Raw genomic sequence first — 16,915 nt, forward strand, 5'->3', positions numbered from 1 at the left:
GATCAATATCGTCTACTTACCTACCCAATTTCTGAGTATACAATTTCATCAACTGCCACATCTAAACAAGCACGTTATAAAGGCTTAATTAGACTCAACAGCTATTTTGATTTATTTCACCATAGAGCAGAAGTTCGGTTTAACAAAAATGAAAATAGCGACAATACATTTTTTAAAATTAGCAAAGATTTTAGTTTGACCGAGCAAGATCATTCATTAGCTCGCATTCATTATCAATTGGGTGATATTCAATCTCAATCAGATCAGCTGACGACAGCTTCAAGCCAAGGCAGAGGTATTTATATCTCGAATGCCGATCCACGCTCAGCACAAAATTTTTCGTCAATAACCATTGAAGAACCCGCTTTACCCGGTTGGCAAGCTGAGCTATATCGCAATGGGCAATTTTTAGCGACCACACAAGCAAATGACGATAATTTAGTTAAGTTTATCGATATAGAAACATTTTATGGCAATAATATTTTTGAAATAAAGCTTTTTGGCCCCCAAGGTGAGCAAATTACACGCACTCAAAAATACACGATAGGGCAGGATGCCCTATCACCAGGGAAAATAAGCTATCAAGTTGAGTTAATTGAAACAGATAAAAGCGTATTTGATAACAACCAAAATACTCAAAATACATTTAGTGACACATTTAAAGCCAGTGTTTCATATGGGATAAGTGAAAATTTAACCTATGATGCACAAATCACTCAACTAGCATCTGATGAGCGCTCTCGCTATATATCATCAGGATTAAATATACTTACGGAGCATGGCAGCTATCGATTTTTATCTAGCAAACAACTCAATGCTGGCAGCGCTTATTATGCAGGCTTTAGGGGCTTGTTCTCTAATGATTTTTATAACGACGTAAACGTCAATTTAGAATATACCGCCTTAGATGATTTCTCGAGCGCATTGTTTTTACCACAAAATAATGTGCTTAAAAATAAATTATCAATTAGTTTAAATGGTCGTTCTGATTCGTTTGACTCTTTAAACTGGAATATGAAATGGCTTAACGAAAATCGTGAAAATAAATCAAACAACAATACATTTTCATTAGGTATCAATAAAAATCACATTGGTGGTACATGGGCTGGACGCCTTTTTTATGATGAACAAGAAGATGAATTAACCAATCAACTTTATTCATCTATTGATATCGCTTCTTGGAAGTGGACAAATACACTCGATTGGCTGCCTATAAATGGGGAAAGCTTGTTAGCCTGCGTAGTAATTTACGTTGGCCGCAAACACAACAGACCTTTAACCAAACCCAGTTATCGTATAACCCTGATTCATCAGCGACCGCGCAACTAAGCCATCAGTATACTTATCGCTATGATATTTTTAATGTTCAAGTCTCAGGCCAATACGATAGTCGTGGTGATTGGCGCGTGTCATTAGGTTTAAACGGCACATTTAGCTTTGATCATCTTGAGTTAGATATGATATTTGACACCCCACGAGCTCTTAGCGGCGGACAGCTTGAAGCATCTGCTTTTATTGACTGGAACGAAAATCGAGTATTTGATCAAGGTGATGAAGCATTAGAAGACGTTCGCTTTACCGGTAATTATTTATGGCGAAATAAATTCACCAACAATACAGGTAAAGCGCTACTGCCAAGTAGTCACGGCGGGCAAATTTTAGAGGTCGATTTACGCACTTTACCTAATCCATATTTGCAACCTGTACTTGGAAAAATAAAAACCTACGCTCACCGAGGAGGTCAGACTAAAGTTGATGTACCAATGGTTATTTTTAATGAAGTAGAAGGGACTGTTTATTTTGAAAATAACGATAAAAGTAAACCTGTTTCAGGCGTAACCGTTTTTTTAAAGCAAATTAATGGCGACAAAGAATACACAACAACTACCGAGTACGACGGGTATTATTATTTTTCTAATGTGAATCAAGGAAACTACAAAATTGAAGTTGAAGCAAATACATTAAATATAAAAAGCCTCGTTACTAAAAACTTACCAGAGCGCGTTGTTACCTCAAAAACAGGTGATACTATTATTCTAAAAGATATCGTTCTGCAACCTAAAAACAATACAATAGACTCAATAGAGTTAGTTGATAAGCCATCAGAAAAATCTTATTTTGTTCAGCTTGGTGTATTTAAAAAATTTGAATCGGCAGTAATAGTAGCAAAAGAGATTGACTCAAAAGCGCATCCTTTAAAATTATATAAACATCAAAGCCGCAACAGTTACTATTTAGTAACAGGCCCTTATGCAAACGCCCAAGACGCGCAAACAACAATTAACGATGTCTACTCAACGCCTGCATTACATGGCAGCTTTATGGTCGACGCTATACGTTATACATCTACAGATTGGCAACTAATGCACGCATGGGGAGAGCAAAAAAGTGATACGAAAGAGCTCTATTATTGTCAATATGCCGCGTATACCTCTAAAAAAACAATAAAACCTCAATTGATAAAAGCTGATTTCCCACTGTTCACTATCAACAGAAATATTAATGGTAAAAAATATTTTTTATTACTCTCAGGCCCACATATTGAGCAACCACAGAGCGCATGTAGCGCTTTAACTAGTCGGCAAATAAACGAAGGCTCTACACCAATAAAAAAATCCTGGAGCGACTTATACAAATAACCTTAAACTAATGAGTTATTTGGCGCTTAAAATACTCATATATTAATTAAAATTAGTATTATTGAGCTGTAAAGTATGTCGTTTGTGAGAGGCCTTTTTTGTCAAGATGCGTTATACACCTTATTTCGCAGCGTGCACCTGCCGATTCTGCAATCCAATTGGATTGAGACTGTTTTTTTATATAACAAGCAGAATAAAATGCATCTTCTTTTTGTGCAGAAACAACAGCACAACGCGCATAATTACCAAGCTGCAATACTTTTATTGGAAATATTTGCTCCTGAGCAATAACTCCAGCACTAAAAGCTTGAGTTGATTTTGCGTACGTGGATACCGAAAAATACGCAGTAAAAATAAAGAATAAACCAATAACCACATGCCATTGCTTCATACATTACACCTAAAAATACAGATAATTAAATTGTAGAAGTAAATAAACTTTATGCATCTGTTTATAAATTATTTTAGGCATTAAAAAAGGTGGCAAAAGCCACCTTTTTATAAAACAAAAACTTATAGAAGTGCAAAAAGCTTTTTAAGTTGTGGCATGTACTCGCTCACAAGCTCAAGGTTACTTTCGCTAACGACTGGCCCACTTGATTTAGCGGCACTTGATGCGTTACCTAATGAGCCCATTAGCGAGCTAGCGCCTTTGTCTTTAACACTTTTCATACTTTGAAAACCACTCATTAGTTTATCTGCTGTTTCTTTATTTTCAGTAGATAAGCCAGATTTAAGGTTTTCGATGTAAGCCATAGACACTTCAGAACCGACAGTAATTAACTGCTCTGGAGTAAAACCGTAACGACTTGTTACGCCTTCAAAACTTTTGTATAAGTCTTGCTCTTTAATCATGCTAAGCGCGCTGTTAGCTAGCGAGCCTTGCTCTGATGTTGTTTGGTCAGCCGACGCACCTAACATGCTTCCTAGGTCCAGCCCTTTTAGAGAATCTTGAGCGCTCGCCCAACTTGTTACCGCTGGTAGTGCTTTCATGTAGCTTTGTAAATCACCTTCAGTGATATCTTTTGCAACACCAGAGAAGCTCATTGCTAACAAACTAAGTGATACGAGTATTTTTTTCATGCAGGCATTTCCTATTATTGTGGAGCTATTATTATATGAAGCCCTAAATAGATAGGGCTGTGCAATTAGAAACTAAATAATTGCATATGCCAATACATAATAATGTATTGGCGAATTTTACAGTACAATTCATGGGAGTTGACCTAAAGTACTACGATTTTAGTTGATTCACCCCAAGTCAATGTACAGATGATATAATGCATTTTTAACAATGAGAGCTGAACACAATGTTAACAATTTCAAATACAGTCACAATTGATGAGTGGGAACTAGAGCTTACAGCTATTCGCTCTCAAGGTGCCGGTGGTCAAAATGTTAACAAAGTAGCAAGTGCTATACACTTACGTTTTGACATTAATCGCTCTAAATTACCTGACTTTTACAAAGAACGCTTACTCGCTTTAAAAGATTCTAGAATCACTAAAGATGGCGTTTTAATAATTAAAGCCCAAAGCCACCGGACCCAAGAATTGAACAGAGATGATGCACTTAAGCGTTTAAAAGATCTTATTTTGAGTGCAACCGTGGTGAACAAAGCTCGAAGAGCCACCAAGCCAAGTAGAAATTCTCAGCGCAAACGCATGGATAAAAAAACCAAGCACGGCCAGAACAAAGCATTGCGTGGCAGTGTGAAAATTTAACTGCTAGGCGCGCAGCTTGCTGGCGTATAAAAACGCAGTTTTTAAAATAACTTAATAATTAGAAGCCTTGCTTCTCACGTGAGCAAGCTCTACGTCTACAAAACGTGCAACCTTGTTAACTGGTAGACGCGCAGCTTGCTGGCGTGCAAAAACGCAGTTCTTAAAATAACTTAATAATCAGAAGCCTTGCTTCTCACGTGAGCAAGCTCTACGTCTACAAAACGTGCAACCTTGTTAACTGGTAGACGCGCACTTGCTGGCGTGTAAAAACGCAGTTTTTAAAATAACTTAATAATTAGAAGCCTTGCTTCTCACGTGAGCAAGCTCTACGTCTACAAAACGTGCAACCTTGTTAACTGGTAGACGCGCAGCTTGCTGGCGTGCAAAAACGCAGTTCTTAAAATAACTTAATAATCAGAAGCCTTGCTTCTCACGTGAGCAAGCTCTACGTCTACAAAACGTGCAACCTTGTTAACTGGTAGACGCGCACTTGCTGGCGTGTAAAAACGCAGTTTTTAAAATGGCTTAATAATTAAAATTTATTTAATCAAAGGTATGATGGCGCGTTGCACTAAAGCGATTAAGTAAATGATGCATAACATACACAGCACATAAGCTTAAAACAATAGCCACCGACACCGAGCTAAACCGGTATAACGCACTGTAAATAAGATCCTGCCCCGGCCCTAAAGAATTACCAAATAAAATACCAAACGTAGTTAATACGCCAAACCCAATACCGGGTATTCCGCCGCCTAAAATGTGAAAGCGTGCAAACACAAACGATAATATCCATAAAATAACCATCGGAAAAAGCAAAAAATCGGTATGGCTATACAAAAACAATTGCGATAAAAGCGCCGCATTGCACCCAATAAGAGTCCCAATAGCTCGCTGCCAACCCGCCATACCAGCTGCTTTCCAGCACAATGAAAACAAAATTAATACCGAGGCGGCTTGCGCTGAAATTGAGTCTTGCAAGTTAAGCACCTGAAAAACCACAAACGAAAGCGTTGCCACAGTTGCACAAAGCAGTACTTCATGACGAATACTTTCTTTAGCCTTAGCGGGCATAACTCGTCCGGGCCTTGCTGTTACATTAGGAAACAAACCATGCATTAATGCCGCTATAATTACAGTTAATATTATTGCTAAACCATTACTTAAAATAAGCGGATAAATACGACTTCCTTGATCAACATAGCTCGAAAAATGCAGTTGAATTGAAAGGCTCACTACGCCTAAAGCACCAAATAAAAACGCGCTACCACTGCTCATTTTGTGAAATAAAAAACAAAATATCCCAAATACTAACAACGTCATTACAACGGGTAAGTGCGAAAAAAGCCTTGTATTATTAGCACTATAAATGCGCTAAAAGCCGCTGAAGCTATAAATTGATTAATAACACCTCGGCTTAAAGTAGGCACCATACCGAGTAATAACATAGGGTAAACAGTGAAAAATATACCGTTTGGCCAATTCATTAATTTACTAATGGCAAAACCAATAGTGCAGCCACCGGCTATGCGCAGCGCTTGGCGAAGACCGTTAGAATCTAACTGCGGTGCTTGGCTAACAACTTGAGTCATACTTTCTCCATTAATAAATGTAGTGCAACCAACTAATAAACCTAATTTGCGCTGCACCAAACCAATGCCCAATAGTCGACTCTGGGAGTAATTGTACTGTTGCTCGTGCACCACTTGGCATAGCAGCAATTAAATTTTTACTGTTAACCAATTTTAAATGAATACGCTGGCGCTGTGCATCGCGTACCCAGCGGTTGCTGGTTTCGGTAATACTAAGTAAACCATTTGCGCTTAATTGACCATTGCTTACACCGGGCTCAAACGCTTCAAGTATTGCGTCGTAAACCTCTCCTGGGCGGCTGTCAAATACCACTTTAGCTAAGCTGCCGGGTTTCATGTGCAGGAGTGATTTTTCTCTAAAATCGGCAACTAAGTCTGCCTTTTTAGCCACAATCGCTAATAAAGGCTGGCCTGCAACAGCATACGCTCCGTTAAGCAATTGTAAGTTAGCCACTACACCATCGCTCAATGCGCGTACTTGTGTATACGATAAGTTTAGCGCAGCGTGTGCTAACTGATTGGCTGCATGGCGCATTGCTAAGTTTTGCTCACCCGATTCACCACGCGCTAAAATAGCTTCTGCTAATTGTGCCTCAAATGCAGCTACGTTTGATTTACTTGACTCAAAATTTGCCCGAATGCTTTCAAGCTCTTGCTCCGATATAGAACTTTGTTTATAAAGTTTTTCGCCTCGACTTTTTAATAACTTTTGTTCATGCTGCTTTGCTTTTGCTGCACTTATTTGTGCCTCCAGCGCCTTAACGTTTGTATCCAAGCGTTTATTTTGCAATGCAGCATCGTCAAGAGCCAGCTGAGCTTGCTCATACGCCAAGTTATAAGGCCCTTGGTCAATATAAAAAAGCACATCACCGGCTTTTACTGATTGGTTATTACTTATTAGCACATTGGTTACTCGGCCACTTATTTGTGGCGATATTTGCACAACAGGATGATACACGCGTGCTTGCGGCGTTACAGGTAGGAAAATATCAGCCAATAAATAATAAATAAACACTAAAACAAACCCCACAAGGGAGAACCTTACATAGCGTGCAAATTTTTGATCAGGTGTCATTTTTAGCCTTAATTTGAGATTGAATACAAGTGAGTGCGTTTTTTTCCATTTTTACTAAGCCGTATGCCATTGCATCTAGCTGCTCATGGGTAAAACCGTTATATAACTGCGCTTTAATGTCTGTTATTCGCTCATTTAAGGTGTGTAAAATACTGCGGCCTTGCGCGGTAAAATACACTTTTTTACTGCGTTTGTCGTACTCATCTACGCGGCGCACAATCAGCGATTGCTCTTCTAACTGTTTGAGCGTGCGCGTAAGCGACGGCATCTCTATGCCTAAGCTCTGTGAAAGCGCTAACTGGGTAACGCCCTCTTTGAGCATATTTATATGCATTAAGGCAGTCCAGCGCGACTGTGTTAACTCTAAAGGCTCAACAGCAATAGTTACCGCTTCACGGCATAAGCGATGCACACGGCCCATATTGCCGCAAAGTGTTAAATCAAGAGTTTCATAAAATGGAATGTTTTTAACCATAGCGCACTTAATTAGTTAGCAGGCTAACTATAATATCACTACTTAATAAACAACGTAAATATATTAGTTAAAAATGGATTAAAGATGTGCAGTAGGGCATAAAGCGAGGTGTCTCAAAATAAAAGCCGAATTTGTAGGTGCGAATTTACATCACGTTTGCCTGCAAATAAAAATATAAGCGAGGTATAAAACCTCACCTACATAAATAAACGCCGAACTTGTAGGTGCGAATTCACTTCGCGCTTGCCTTTCAATAAAATATAAGCGAGGTATAAAACCTCACCTACCTAAAAATAAAAGCCGAACTTGTAGGTGCGAATTTACTTCGCGTTTGCCTGCAAATAAAAATATAAGCGAGGTATAAAGCCTCACCTACATACATAAACGCCGAGCTTGTAGGTGCGAATTCACTTCGCGCTTACCTTTCAATAAAATATAAGCGAGGTATAAAACCTCACCTACATACATAAACGCCGAACTTGTAGGTGCGAATTCACTTCGCGCTTGCCTTTCAATAAAATATAAGCGAGGTATAAAACCTCACCTACCTAAAAATAAAAGCCGAACTTGTAGGTGCGAATTTACTTCACGCTTGCCTGCAAATAAAAATATAAGCGAGGTATAAAGCCTCACCTACACAGGGCAAGATCATACTTAACTTGATTATTACTTCGAATCTGTGATCAAATCGCCTTTTTCTCAAAGGCGATTAACATGTCATTCATCAACCATTTCAACGACATTCAAGATACTCGTTCACACATCAACAAAAAACATGAATTGCTGGATGTTATATTCCTTACAGTCACTGCGATTATTTCAGGTGCTGAAGGGTGGAAGGATATTAAGCAATTCGGTGACAGTAAACTGACTTGGTTACGTAAGTTTCGTTCATTTGAAAATGGTATTCCTGTCGATGATACGATTGCTCGTATCATTAGCTCACTGGCCCCTGAAGCTTTATTAGCTTGTTTTGTTTCTTGGGTTAATGAGCTTAGAGATGCGAATAATCAAAGCGTCATTGCCTTTGACGGTAAAACACTTCGCCATTCTTATGATGGTGATAAAAAACAGCTATTCACAGTGTTTCAGCTTATGCAGTTGAACAGGGCCTAGTACTAGCACAATGCAAATCAAAAAGTAAGAAGAATGAAGTATCAACAGTGATGGCACTTATTGAATTACTTGAGCTTAAAGGCAATATCATCACAGCAGACGCGATGCATTGTTTAAAGAAAGTGACGAAAGCCGTCAGCAAGAAAGACGGAGACTATTTGCTGCAAGTGAAGAATAACCAAGGAAAATTGAACAAAGAAATTCAAGCCTACTATCACAAAGTCAGACGAGAGCAGCCATCACTCATCCAGCAAAATAGCCATGAAACAGTAAATGATGGGCATGGTCGAATAGAGCAGCGCACTTACACTCAACTGTTGGTGACAGATTGGCTTGAGCAGCGCCACGGTTGGGTCAATTTCAACTCCATAGTCGAGGTAGTACGACAGCGTTATGTTGGTGATAGTCATACAATGGAAACGAGTTATTACATCAGCTCGCTAGGGATAAACCCAGAGCAAGTAGCCAAGTCTATTCGCCAGCATTGGGGAATAGAAAACTCAGCACACTGGGTATTAGATATGACATTTAAAGAAGACGATTCACGTATTCGTCGAGGTGATGCCCCCGAGAATATGGCGACCTTTAGACGATTTGCGATGAACTTAGCGAAATTAAGCGCGATAAAAGACAGTATGAAAGGTAAGTTGAAACAGGCTGCTTGGTCAGATGAGGTAAGAGAGCAGCTTATTTTAGGATAAATAACGCTCAAGTATGATTTTGCCCTGCTCACCTACATACATAAACGCCGAACTTGTAGGTGCGAATTCACTTCGCGCTTGCCTTTCAATAAAATATAAGCGAGGTATAAAACCTCACCTACCTAAATAAACGCAGTGCCTGTAGGTGCGAATTTACTTCGCGCTCAAGTAACTTATCTATTACTTAGCGCTTTATAAAAGCACCTTAAAAATTAAGTAAATTAGCGGGAGAATATTGGTCGGTAAGCACTTTCGTATCAGCAGGCCAATCTTGACCGTCTTTTGTAAAATGCATAAATTCGCTAATTGCTTTTATATCAATGCCGTATTTTGCCAAGCGAGGCTCAAGTATTTTAACCTGTGCCTTTATTTGCTCGTTAGTTGGCGGCGCTTTAAGTCCCGCTAAAATAATACGGTTACTACGATTTTCACGGCTTACATTTATAAAGTCGCCAAATACAGCGTGGTAAGTTGCCGACTCATGCTCATAAAGCTTACTACTTGAAAATGTATTTGCAGCTATAACACCACCTTCGGCCAATACGCTTTGTACCTCTTCAAAAAACTCTTTAGTGAGTAAATGCTCCGGAATATAGTCGCCGTTAAAGGCATCTAAAATTATCCAATCGTACATTTGCTTTTTAATAGCGGCGCGTTTTATAAAAATACGGCCATCTTGCACGCTTGATGTCACTAAGTCGTTTTCTATAAAGTTAAAGTAATCGCGTGCAACTTTAGTTACAGCGGGATCTATTTCAACATTATGAATTTTTGCTGTGGGGTATAGTTCATGAATAACATTAGAAAGCGTACCGCCACCTAATCCTATAATAAGTACATTTTTAGGGTTATCGGCTACTAAAAGGCTGGCAAAAGTAAGTTTAGTGTAGTTAAAAACAAGTTTGTCAGGGTCATTTTTGTACATGCAGCTTTGGCTTGTTTGGCTACTTTTAGTATTAAATTTAAGACAACGTAAGTCGCTAGTGTCTTCAACAATAATATTGCGATAAAGCGAGCGCTCTTCATGAATAACCTTACTAAACGCAACCCCGAAAACACGATTAACGGCAGTAGTAAATATTTAAGCATGAGCAAGCTCCTTGTTATTCACCAAGCTATTAACAACAATAGCCACTAAACCAAGTGACCCAAGCGTTAAAGCAAAAGCGCCAATAATTGTATTTACGTCAAACGCGAGCACAAAGTAAAAAGAGGTGATAATAGTACCCAGCGCACTGCCAAGCGTACTTACAAAGTATAAACGCCCCGCTACTTGACCACTTTTATCGCTATCGGTTACCAATAAACGTACTGAGTAGGGCGAAATCATACCTAAAATAACGGTTGGAATAAAAAATAATGCAGTTGAAGCTAACAGCGAACCATAACGGCTATCTTCAATATGCGTGAATATAAACTCCATTATTGGCTGCGAAAATAACGTAATAGGCACCACCATAATGCTGGCGACTAAAAATATTAAACCATATTTAGTAAGAGATGCATTTTTAGTACTTAGCTTACCGCCAAGTAAATAACCAAATGATAAGCTGAGCATAAACACCGTTATTATGCTGCCCCATATATGTACACTGCTCCCAAAAAAGGCGCAAGTATTCGCCCTCCTAAAAGCTCAATCCCCATAATGCAAAAACCACTGCAAAAGGCTAAAAAATAAATTAATGCGTTTGTTTTTAAAGTCATGTAATTATCGTTTTGTAACTTAATAGAGTTCCATACTAACGTGATGTAAACATGCCCGCTAGTGTAAAAATCACTCAAGGCAAACCTTTTAAAGCAAATTAACCGTGTTTCATATTAGCGGTGCGCAACAGAGTAATTTAGTAATAACCTAAGTTTATCGTGGTGAAACACGCAGCGCAGGCAAAGGTGACTCGTAGTAGATGTTTTAGAGTAATCGCTACTTAATAACAAAAAATTACGTTAAACCACTCAGTACTTTCTCAGCACTTTGCATTTTTTAATGGCTTTTTATTTAGTGGTGCCTTTTATACTTAAGTAATGATCTGCTTTGCGTGAAAACCGGCATTGCAAAACTATGATGTGTGAAGTCAACATTTGACCGTTCCTCCTTATATTCTGTGTAAAAGTACAGTAATATATTGAACCAAAATAGGAACTCCGTTATGGTTTGTTTATCAATAAAAACAAGTAAAAAACGAGTTAATCTTCCAGCTCGTTAAGTACAAAATAAACTTATGCATTCGAGGCAGCTATGGATAAATACAATCCTAATCAACCAGTAAATTCTAAAAATTGGTTAGCACTTGATGAAGCTATGCGAATTGAACTGGTTCATGACTTTCACTCAGCATTTGACCTTGAAATGGCTGATGAAGCTTTAAACTTACACTCCACAATCCATGTGCTGGTTGAAAATCAATTAGCTATGGGGGCTGAATTGGTACCTGAGACTATTGCAAAACTTACAAGGCAAGGTTTGGATCGACATGAAGCAATCCATGCTATTGGTGCGCTAATCTCTGAAGATATCTTTGATGCTTTAAATGGAAATGCAAAAGAGTTTTCTCAAAAAAAGTACAGAAGAAAGCTTGAAAAAATCACAGCGAAAAGGTGGCTTAAAGGGCAGTATTAAAACTGAACTAAACTAGACGAACTAAACTAGACGAACTAAACTAGACAGACGAACTAAACTAGACAGCCACTTTAATTAAATAAACAAAACGCTGCCATTAAATTTGATTTATAGGTTAAGAATTTATCTTTTATTACTCGGTTATTTACATTTCATCCATAAAAAACAAATTAGCACGCTCAAACCTAAATTCGGCTCACGAAAATGACTGCATGATGCAGTTGTGATTTATTACTAAATAGTTTTACTGAGTAGCTTACGTTTTATGCAAGTAGCTTTTCGCAGTTACTGATATTCGCTCGCCGCCTTCTGTTTAAATTTTCACAGTAACTTATTTGTGAATTAGGTCTGCCTACTGCGCCATGGAATACGCGTGTAAATTGAGTGGTGAGTTTTAACCAGTTTTCTGAGGATATATTCACTCTTTCGAGCAAAGGAAGGTTCATATTATCAATGTGCCCGCGTTTGTCCTCTCGTATTATTCGCCCTGTTAGCTCAACAAGTTCTAGGTACGATTTAAGCTCAAACGGGAGCCCTTTAGGCATTGTTTGACGTGGCATGCCTGCAAAACGAAGCAGCTGTTTTGGTTGTTTACCCTCTTTTGCGTGTGTTAAACGCTTTTGTACACTGGTATGGTCTGACTCCTCTGGGGTGTTAGCCATTTTAGCTCTAATAGGGTTTAAATCTACATAGGCCATGCAGGCCGCAAGTGCTGCTTCATCTAATAATGCTTGAGACGTAAAGCGCCCTTCCCAAAAGCGGCCTGTGCAGTTATCTTCCTTATTTGCTCTGCGGGCAATATCTTCATTTAACAACCGCATAAACCAGCTAATACTTGATAGGCGCTCGCGGTATTGGTTTACTGTTTGATTAAAAAATATGAGTTCTATTTTACTTAGCTTTTCGCCCTCCATGTATTTTTGCGTAAGTACAGTGCCTTTACACAGCTTGTGCCAGCGAATAACAATCGCTTTATCATTTAGCCTATTCGCTTTTTTATCATCAACATACAGTACTAAATGGGTATGGTTACTCATTACGGCATAAGCACACACATCAATACAAAATACCTTCGCTAACTCAAGGAGTTTGTCTTCAACCCAGCCTCTGCGGTGCTCGTAAGATTGGCCAGTAAAACGGTCTTCGCCACATAAAAATGCACGGCGCACGCAACGCGAAATACAGTGATAATATTTTGTATCAACCAGACTTATTTGACGCTTTCTTGCAATTGCCATATGACATCCTGCTTACTTTTTACACTAAATAAAGGCTAGCCTCTAACTTCGAAAAGTACAAAATTTAAAGTGGGTGTCTTGTTAATTCTGGAATACCGTAGAGGTTTAGTGCAAGACAGCGTAGATTTATCTAATAAAATTACCGCGACATTAAAGAATTATTATCCTCAAGTGCTTGAATGGTTTAAAGAAAAAGACACCATGATTTTCTGTAACTTTATTCAAAAATGGCCCTCATTAGAGAAAGTTAAAAAGGCCAGAAAAGAAACATTATTAAACTTTTTTAATGCACATAATTCACGTTATACAGATGTTAATAATAAGCGGATCGACAGTATAAAAAATGCAATGGCGTTAACTGAAGATAAAGGTGTAATAGAGCCTAATCAATTATTAGTAGAAGTACTCATTACTCAATTCAAAGTATTATTACAAGGTATTGAGCAGTTAGATATTGCTGTAAAGTTGGCTTACAAAGCGCAACAAGATAAGAAGATATTTGATAGTTTACCAGGTGCAGGCCCACAATTAGCTCCACGTTTATTAGTTGCTTTTGGTAGTAATAGAGCTCGCTATAAGGATGCGTCAGAACTACAAAAATACGCTGGAATTGCGCCGGTCATTGAGCGCAGCGGTAAGAAAATGTGGACACATTGGCGATATAGTTGCCCGACTTTTTTAAGGCAAACATTTGTAGAGTGGGCAGGCTTTTCTATTCGTTATTCATTTTGGGCAAAAGCGTATTACGAACAACAAAAGGCTAAAGGAAAGCCACATAATAGCATTATTAGATCATTGGCATTCAAATGGATAAGGATTGTATTTAGGTGTTGGAAGACGAATACACCGTATGATGAATCGACATATTTAGCTGCATTAAAACGAAGAGATTCGCCACTTTTAAAGTTTGCAATAAATTGCTAATTTTACTAGCGGTCCACCTCAGGGCGTGTTGTTATACGGGCTGATATCACGAAAGATTCAAATCAATACAGCACTTTTTATACTTTTTTCCACTACCACAACTACATGGGTCATTACGTCCTAGTTTACCTGCTTTCTGATTTCTCGATTTTTTTAAATTATTCGCTAACTCATTTAATCTATCTAGTTCCAAACTTGGTATTTCATCTATCGAGATATCACTCCATTCTACCTTTTCGAGTATTAATTCATCAGAATAAAATAATTCGATTACCAATCTAGTAGCATCATTTACAGCTAGCATGGCCGAGCGAGAGTGTTCCAAAACAAACTTTTCATTTCGAGGGAAACATGACTCCTGCCAGCAAAATACTGTTAACTTGACATCGCCATATAGTGAAAGTGGAAATGGACGTTGAGTTTCTTTTTGTTTCACTAATACTAAATCGATATTATCAATAATCGTTTTTCTACACTCTTCAGCGCAATCTAGTAAAAAACTCGAAATACGAGTTCTACCTTTTTGTTGATTGGTGGATAAGACTTTTATTATTTCCATTAAACGCACAGGCATTTTTTGGATAAGTGGAGAAACCAACTCGGGATCATTAAGCTTATCAGCAAAATAATTATCTACATCTAATCTATAACCGTGGAAATTAATCCTTGTTTCAGGTGTATCTTTAATACTATTTGCATAAGAAACATAATTATTATGTTTTAGGTACATCCCTAGATGATCAAGTTCATCATCACTTTGAATCACTTCAGATAGAAATGAATTCATTCTCTGCTCTAAGAAGTGTAAAAATATAAGTGGGTTATTAAAAACGTCCGAATATACCCTTAGGTCATCAATAGATATAGACCATGTTGGGGTTTTACCCAATTCAATACCGATAGACTTCAAGTGTTGTATCTGAGCTGCTATCTCAGTAAAACTATCAAGTGTGACAGGCAAAATTGTTATTTTTCTATAGTCAGAATGAGAAAGAACACCAATTTCCTTATGATTTTCATCAAAAATCGAAACAGACGACTCACTCAATAAATAATCAACAAAACGTTGTGCCTGCTGGGATGGGTTAAGGACTAATCCTTTTATTGATTTAACATAAGTAGGAAGATCATTTGCTGGTGAAGTATAAGTAAAAGCTCCAGCTTTTACTTCAATAACAAATAAATGGTCATCATAACTAACCAAGCCATCAGCTTCACACCATTCCATCCTTCCTTTTTTACCAACACCTGAACGATAATAAACAGAGCGATATTCTTGAGACCCTGAAATAAGTTTATTTAAGTATTTAAATGGCAGTTCTTCAGAAATGTTCTTCTGTTTCTCATTCCAGTCAGGCTTGTAAAGAGGAGCATGAGAAAATATAACTCTTTGCATAACCCTATAGAAATTGTCAAAAAGGCTATTTAGATCGAAGCAATAATACTTACCATTTAATTTAACAAAAGGCTTTTTAAATACAGGCCAAATTCTTAATGGCCAACCTCGATATTCACCTTCAGCGAAAAACTCTTTATCTTCACCTCGACTGAAAGATAGTGAAGAAAGCAATTTCTCAGGAATATTAGTCACTTTAGCCACATCAAATAAATCAAGCCCCACTAACCGCCCGCAAATTTCTTCACTGCGGCTACCCCAGTTATTTTCATCAATAACTAACCGAAGGAATTCGCCAAAGTCTTCTCCCTCATCAATTTTTTCTCCTTGCATAATTCTATCTTCTGCACATGCCATAGTTTCTTTTTGAAACAACTGCATATCTTTCATGGCATTTCCCATGCCATACATTAATGAATCTTGTATTTTCATTAATTCAGAAATTAACTGTTTGGTACTTATTCCAAAATGTTCCTCAATTACACTTGAGTGAGTTAGTAAAAGGTCTGACAAATGAGCTTCTTGAAATTGATGATATCGTTCACCACGAACATTGCACCAATACATTTGCGCTTTGAAATAGAATTCTTCTTCATCCATATCTATATCAGGGTTTAATGCTTTTCTTTTTGCTGTATGGCATATATGGTAATTACAATTAATTAGATTAAATAGTTCTTTAACAGCATTGTTTAGTTCAATCCAATCACTTTCAGATACTTCCGGTTTTAATGTTGAATTTGGTAAAACTGAGACAATAATGCTCTGTAAGTAGTCAAGCATTCTTACCGATAGAACGTTCTCTGAATTAGTTTCAATTTCTGACTTTACCCCAATATGTTGCATTGCCATTTCAGTCCATGCACGCTGTAAAATTTGCTCAGCGGGAAGCTCACTAACCATCAAAGATATTTTATCTACCAATTTATCAATCTGAATTACAATGCCATCAAAATCACCAGCTAATTTCTTCTGCAAATCTACAAATTGATTTTCATTCAAATTAGACTGATAAATGGTTTTATCACCAAATCTAGCCATCTCTAAAGGCCCAGCTTGATAATACTCATCTGCTTTTACTTGTTTATTTTTTTCATGAAGTGCTCACAGTTGGGGATTTAGGATGCCCGTATAACACTTTAGTATTTATGCGACACGCAGTTTGTGTTGCATAATCGCTTGTTGGACTGAGGCGCTACCTGCTCGGTGTGTCAGAGTTGGTGTTGTTTATGCTATGGGAATTTGCTTTTTAGAGGCTCTAGCTAAATCAGCTAATTTAATAAGCTTACCTATTATAATTTAAGCTTTCCCTGCATTGCTCAGCGTTTATTATCTATTCATTAAACCGGATGTTTAACCGTTAAGCAAGGATATTTTTCGCTCGCACAGTCGCTATTAGCCTGAGCAATTAAGCAGGT

Annotated in this window: 11 protein-coding genes and 5 pseudogenes; 6 read left to right on the top strand and 10 right to left on the bottom strand. The window is 37.9% G+C overall.

Features of this window, described 5'->3' with window-relative positions; translation table 11 throughout:
• Positions 1 to 195 precede the first annotated feature (195 nt).
• Positions 196 to 1,329, top strand: a complete 1,134-nt coding sequence (locus P4S71_RS03605) for a hypothetical protein (RefSeq protein WP_337150104.1) — start codon at positions 196 to 198, stop codon at positions 1,327 to 1,329.
• 434 nt (positions 1,330 to 1,763) lie between these two features.
• The gene (locus P4S71_RS03610; RefSeq protein WP_337150171.1) at positions 1,764 to 2,639 is read left to right on the top strand and encodes an SdrD B-like domain-containing protein; all 876 of its coding nucleotides are present in this window, start codon (positions 1,764 to 1,766) and stop codon (positions 2,637 to 2,639) included.
• A gap of 58 nt (positions 2,640 to 2,697) precedes the next feature.
• Here the strand turns inward: P4S71_RS03610 and P4S71_RS03615 are convergent, their stop codons facing one another.
• Entirely contained in the window at positions 2,698 to 3,030 is a 333-nt protein-coding gene (locus tag P4S71_RS03615; protein ID WP_033028627.1) for a hypothetical protein, read from the bottom strand.
• A gap of 122 nt (positions 3,031 to 3,152) precedes the next feature.
• Positions 3,153 to 3,722: a short-chain dehydrogenase gene (locus tag P4S71_RS03620; protein ID WP_337150105.1), complete on the bottom strand. Its 570-nt coding sequence runs from the start codon at positions 3,720 to 3,722 to the stop codon at positions 3,153 to 3,155.
• 227 nt (positions 3,723 to 3,949) lie between these two features.
• Between P4S71_RS03620 and arfB the strand changes: the two genes are divergently transcribed.
• Positions 3,950 to 4,363, top strand: a complete 414-nt coding sequence (gene arfB / locus P4S71_RS03625) for an alternative ribosome rescue aminoacyl-tRNA hydrolase ArfB (protein WP_007376712.1) — start codon at positions 3,950 to 3,952, stop codon at positions 4,361 to 4,363.
• 543 nt (positions 4,364 to 4,906) lie between these two features.
• On the opposite strand, the gene P4S71_RS23065 is transcribed toward arfB, so the two are convergent.
• The 4 genes and pseudogenes from P4S71_RS23065 to P4S71_RS03640 form a co-directional block, all read right to left on the bottom strand.
• Positions 4,907 to 5,482: an FUSC family protein gene (locus P4S71_RS23065; RefSeq protein ID WP_442961653.1), complete on the bottom strand. Its 576-nt coding sequence runs from the start codon at positions 5,480 to 5,482 to the stop codon at positions 4,907 to 4,909.
• Positions 5,483 to 5,539: 57 nt separating this feature from the next.
• Positions 5,540 to 5,955: pseudogene (locus tag P4S71_RS23070) on the bottom strand (DUF2955 domain-containing protein); the annotation flags it as partial.
• Between the two features lie 10 nt (positions 5,956 to 5,965).
• A complete protein-coding gene (locus P4S71_RS03635) occupies positions 5,966 to 7,030 on the bottom strand; it encodes an HlyD family secretion protein (RefSeq protein ID WP_337150106.1) in 1,065 nt (354 codons plus the stop codon).
• Positions 7,020 to 7,505, bottom strand: a complete 486-nt coding sequence (locus tag P4S71_RS03640) for a MarR family transcriptional regulator (protein WP_337150107.1) — start codon at positions 7,503 to 7,505, stop codon at positions 7,020 to 7,022. The genes P4S71_RS03635 and P4S71_RS03640 overlap by 11 nt, the downstream gene beginning before the upstream one ends.
• Before the next feature lie 714 nt (positions 7,506 to 8,219).
• On the opposite strand from P4S71_RS03640, the pseudogene P4S71_RS03645 reads away from it, so the two are divergent.
• Positions 8,220 to 9,322: pseudogene (locus tag P4S71_RS03645) on the top strand (ISAs1 family transposase).
• A 205-nt stretch (positions 9,323 to 9,527) separates the two neighbouring features.
• Here P4S71_RS03645 and P4S71_RS03650 read toward each other — a convergent pair.
• Positions 9,528 to 10,411, bottom strand: a pseudogene (locus tag P4S71_RS03650) (spermidine synthase).
• Positions 10,404 to 11,026, bottom strand: a pseudogene (locus P4S71_RS03655) (fused MFS/spermidine synthase). Before P4S71_RS03655 ends, P4S71_RS03650 begins: the two co-directional pseudogenes overlap by 8 nt.
• A gap of 532 nt (positions 11,027 to 11,558) precedes the next feature.
• Here P4S71_RS03655 and P4S71_RS03660 point away from each other — a divergent pair.
• Positions 11,559 to 11,939, top strand: a complete 381-nt coding sequence (locus P4S71_RS03660) for a hypothetical protein (protein WP_337150108.1) — start codon at positions 11,559 to 11,561, stop codon at positions 11,937 to 11,939.
• Positions 11,940 to 12,202: 263 nt separating this feature from the next.
• Here the strand turns inward: P4S71_RS03660 and P4S71_RS03665 are convergent, their stop codons facing one another.
• Positions 12,203 to 13,177, bottom strand: a complete 975-nt coding sequence (locus tag P4S71_RS03665) for a transposase (protein WP_337150109.1) — start codon at positions 13,175 to 13,177, stop codon at positions 12,203 to 12,205.
• Positions 13,178 to 13,261: 84 nt separating this feature from the next.
• On the opposite strand from P4S71_RS03665, the pseudogene P4S71_RS03670 reads away from it, so the two are divergent.
• Positions 13,262 to 14,101 (top strand): annotated as a pseudogene (locus tag P4S71_RS03670) (transposase); the annotation flags it as partial.
• A gap of 46 nt (positions 14,102 to 14,147) precedes the next feature.
• On the opposite strand, the gene P4S71_RS03675 reads toward P4S71_RS03670, so the two are convergent.
• Complete coding sequence (locus tag P4S71_RS03675; protein WP_337150111.1) at positions 14,148 to 16,538, bottom strand: SEC-C metal-binding domain-containing protein; 2,391 nt, start codon at positions 16,536 to 16,538, stop codon at positions 14,148 to 14,150.
• Positions 16,539 to 16,915 lie beyond the last annotated feature (377 nt).

The organism is Pseudoalteromonas sp. B62, assembly GCF_037162565.1.
In the GTDB taxonomy this organism is placed as follows: Bacteria; Pseudomonadota; Gammaproteobacteria; order Enterobacterales; family Alteromonadaceae; genus Pseudoalteromonas; species Pseudoalteromonas fuliginea.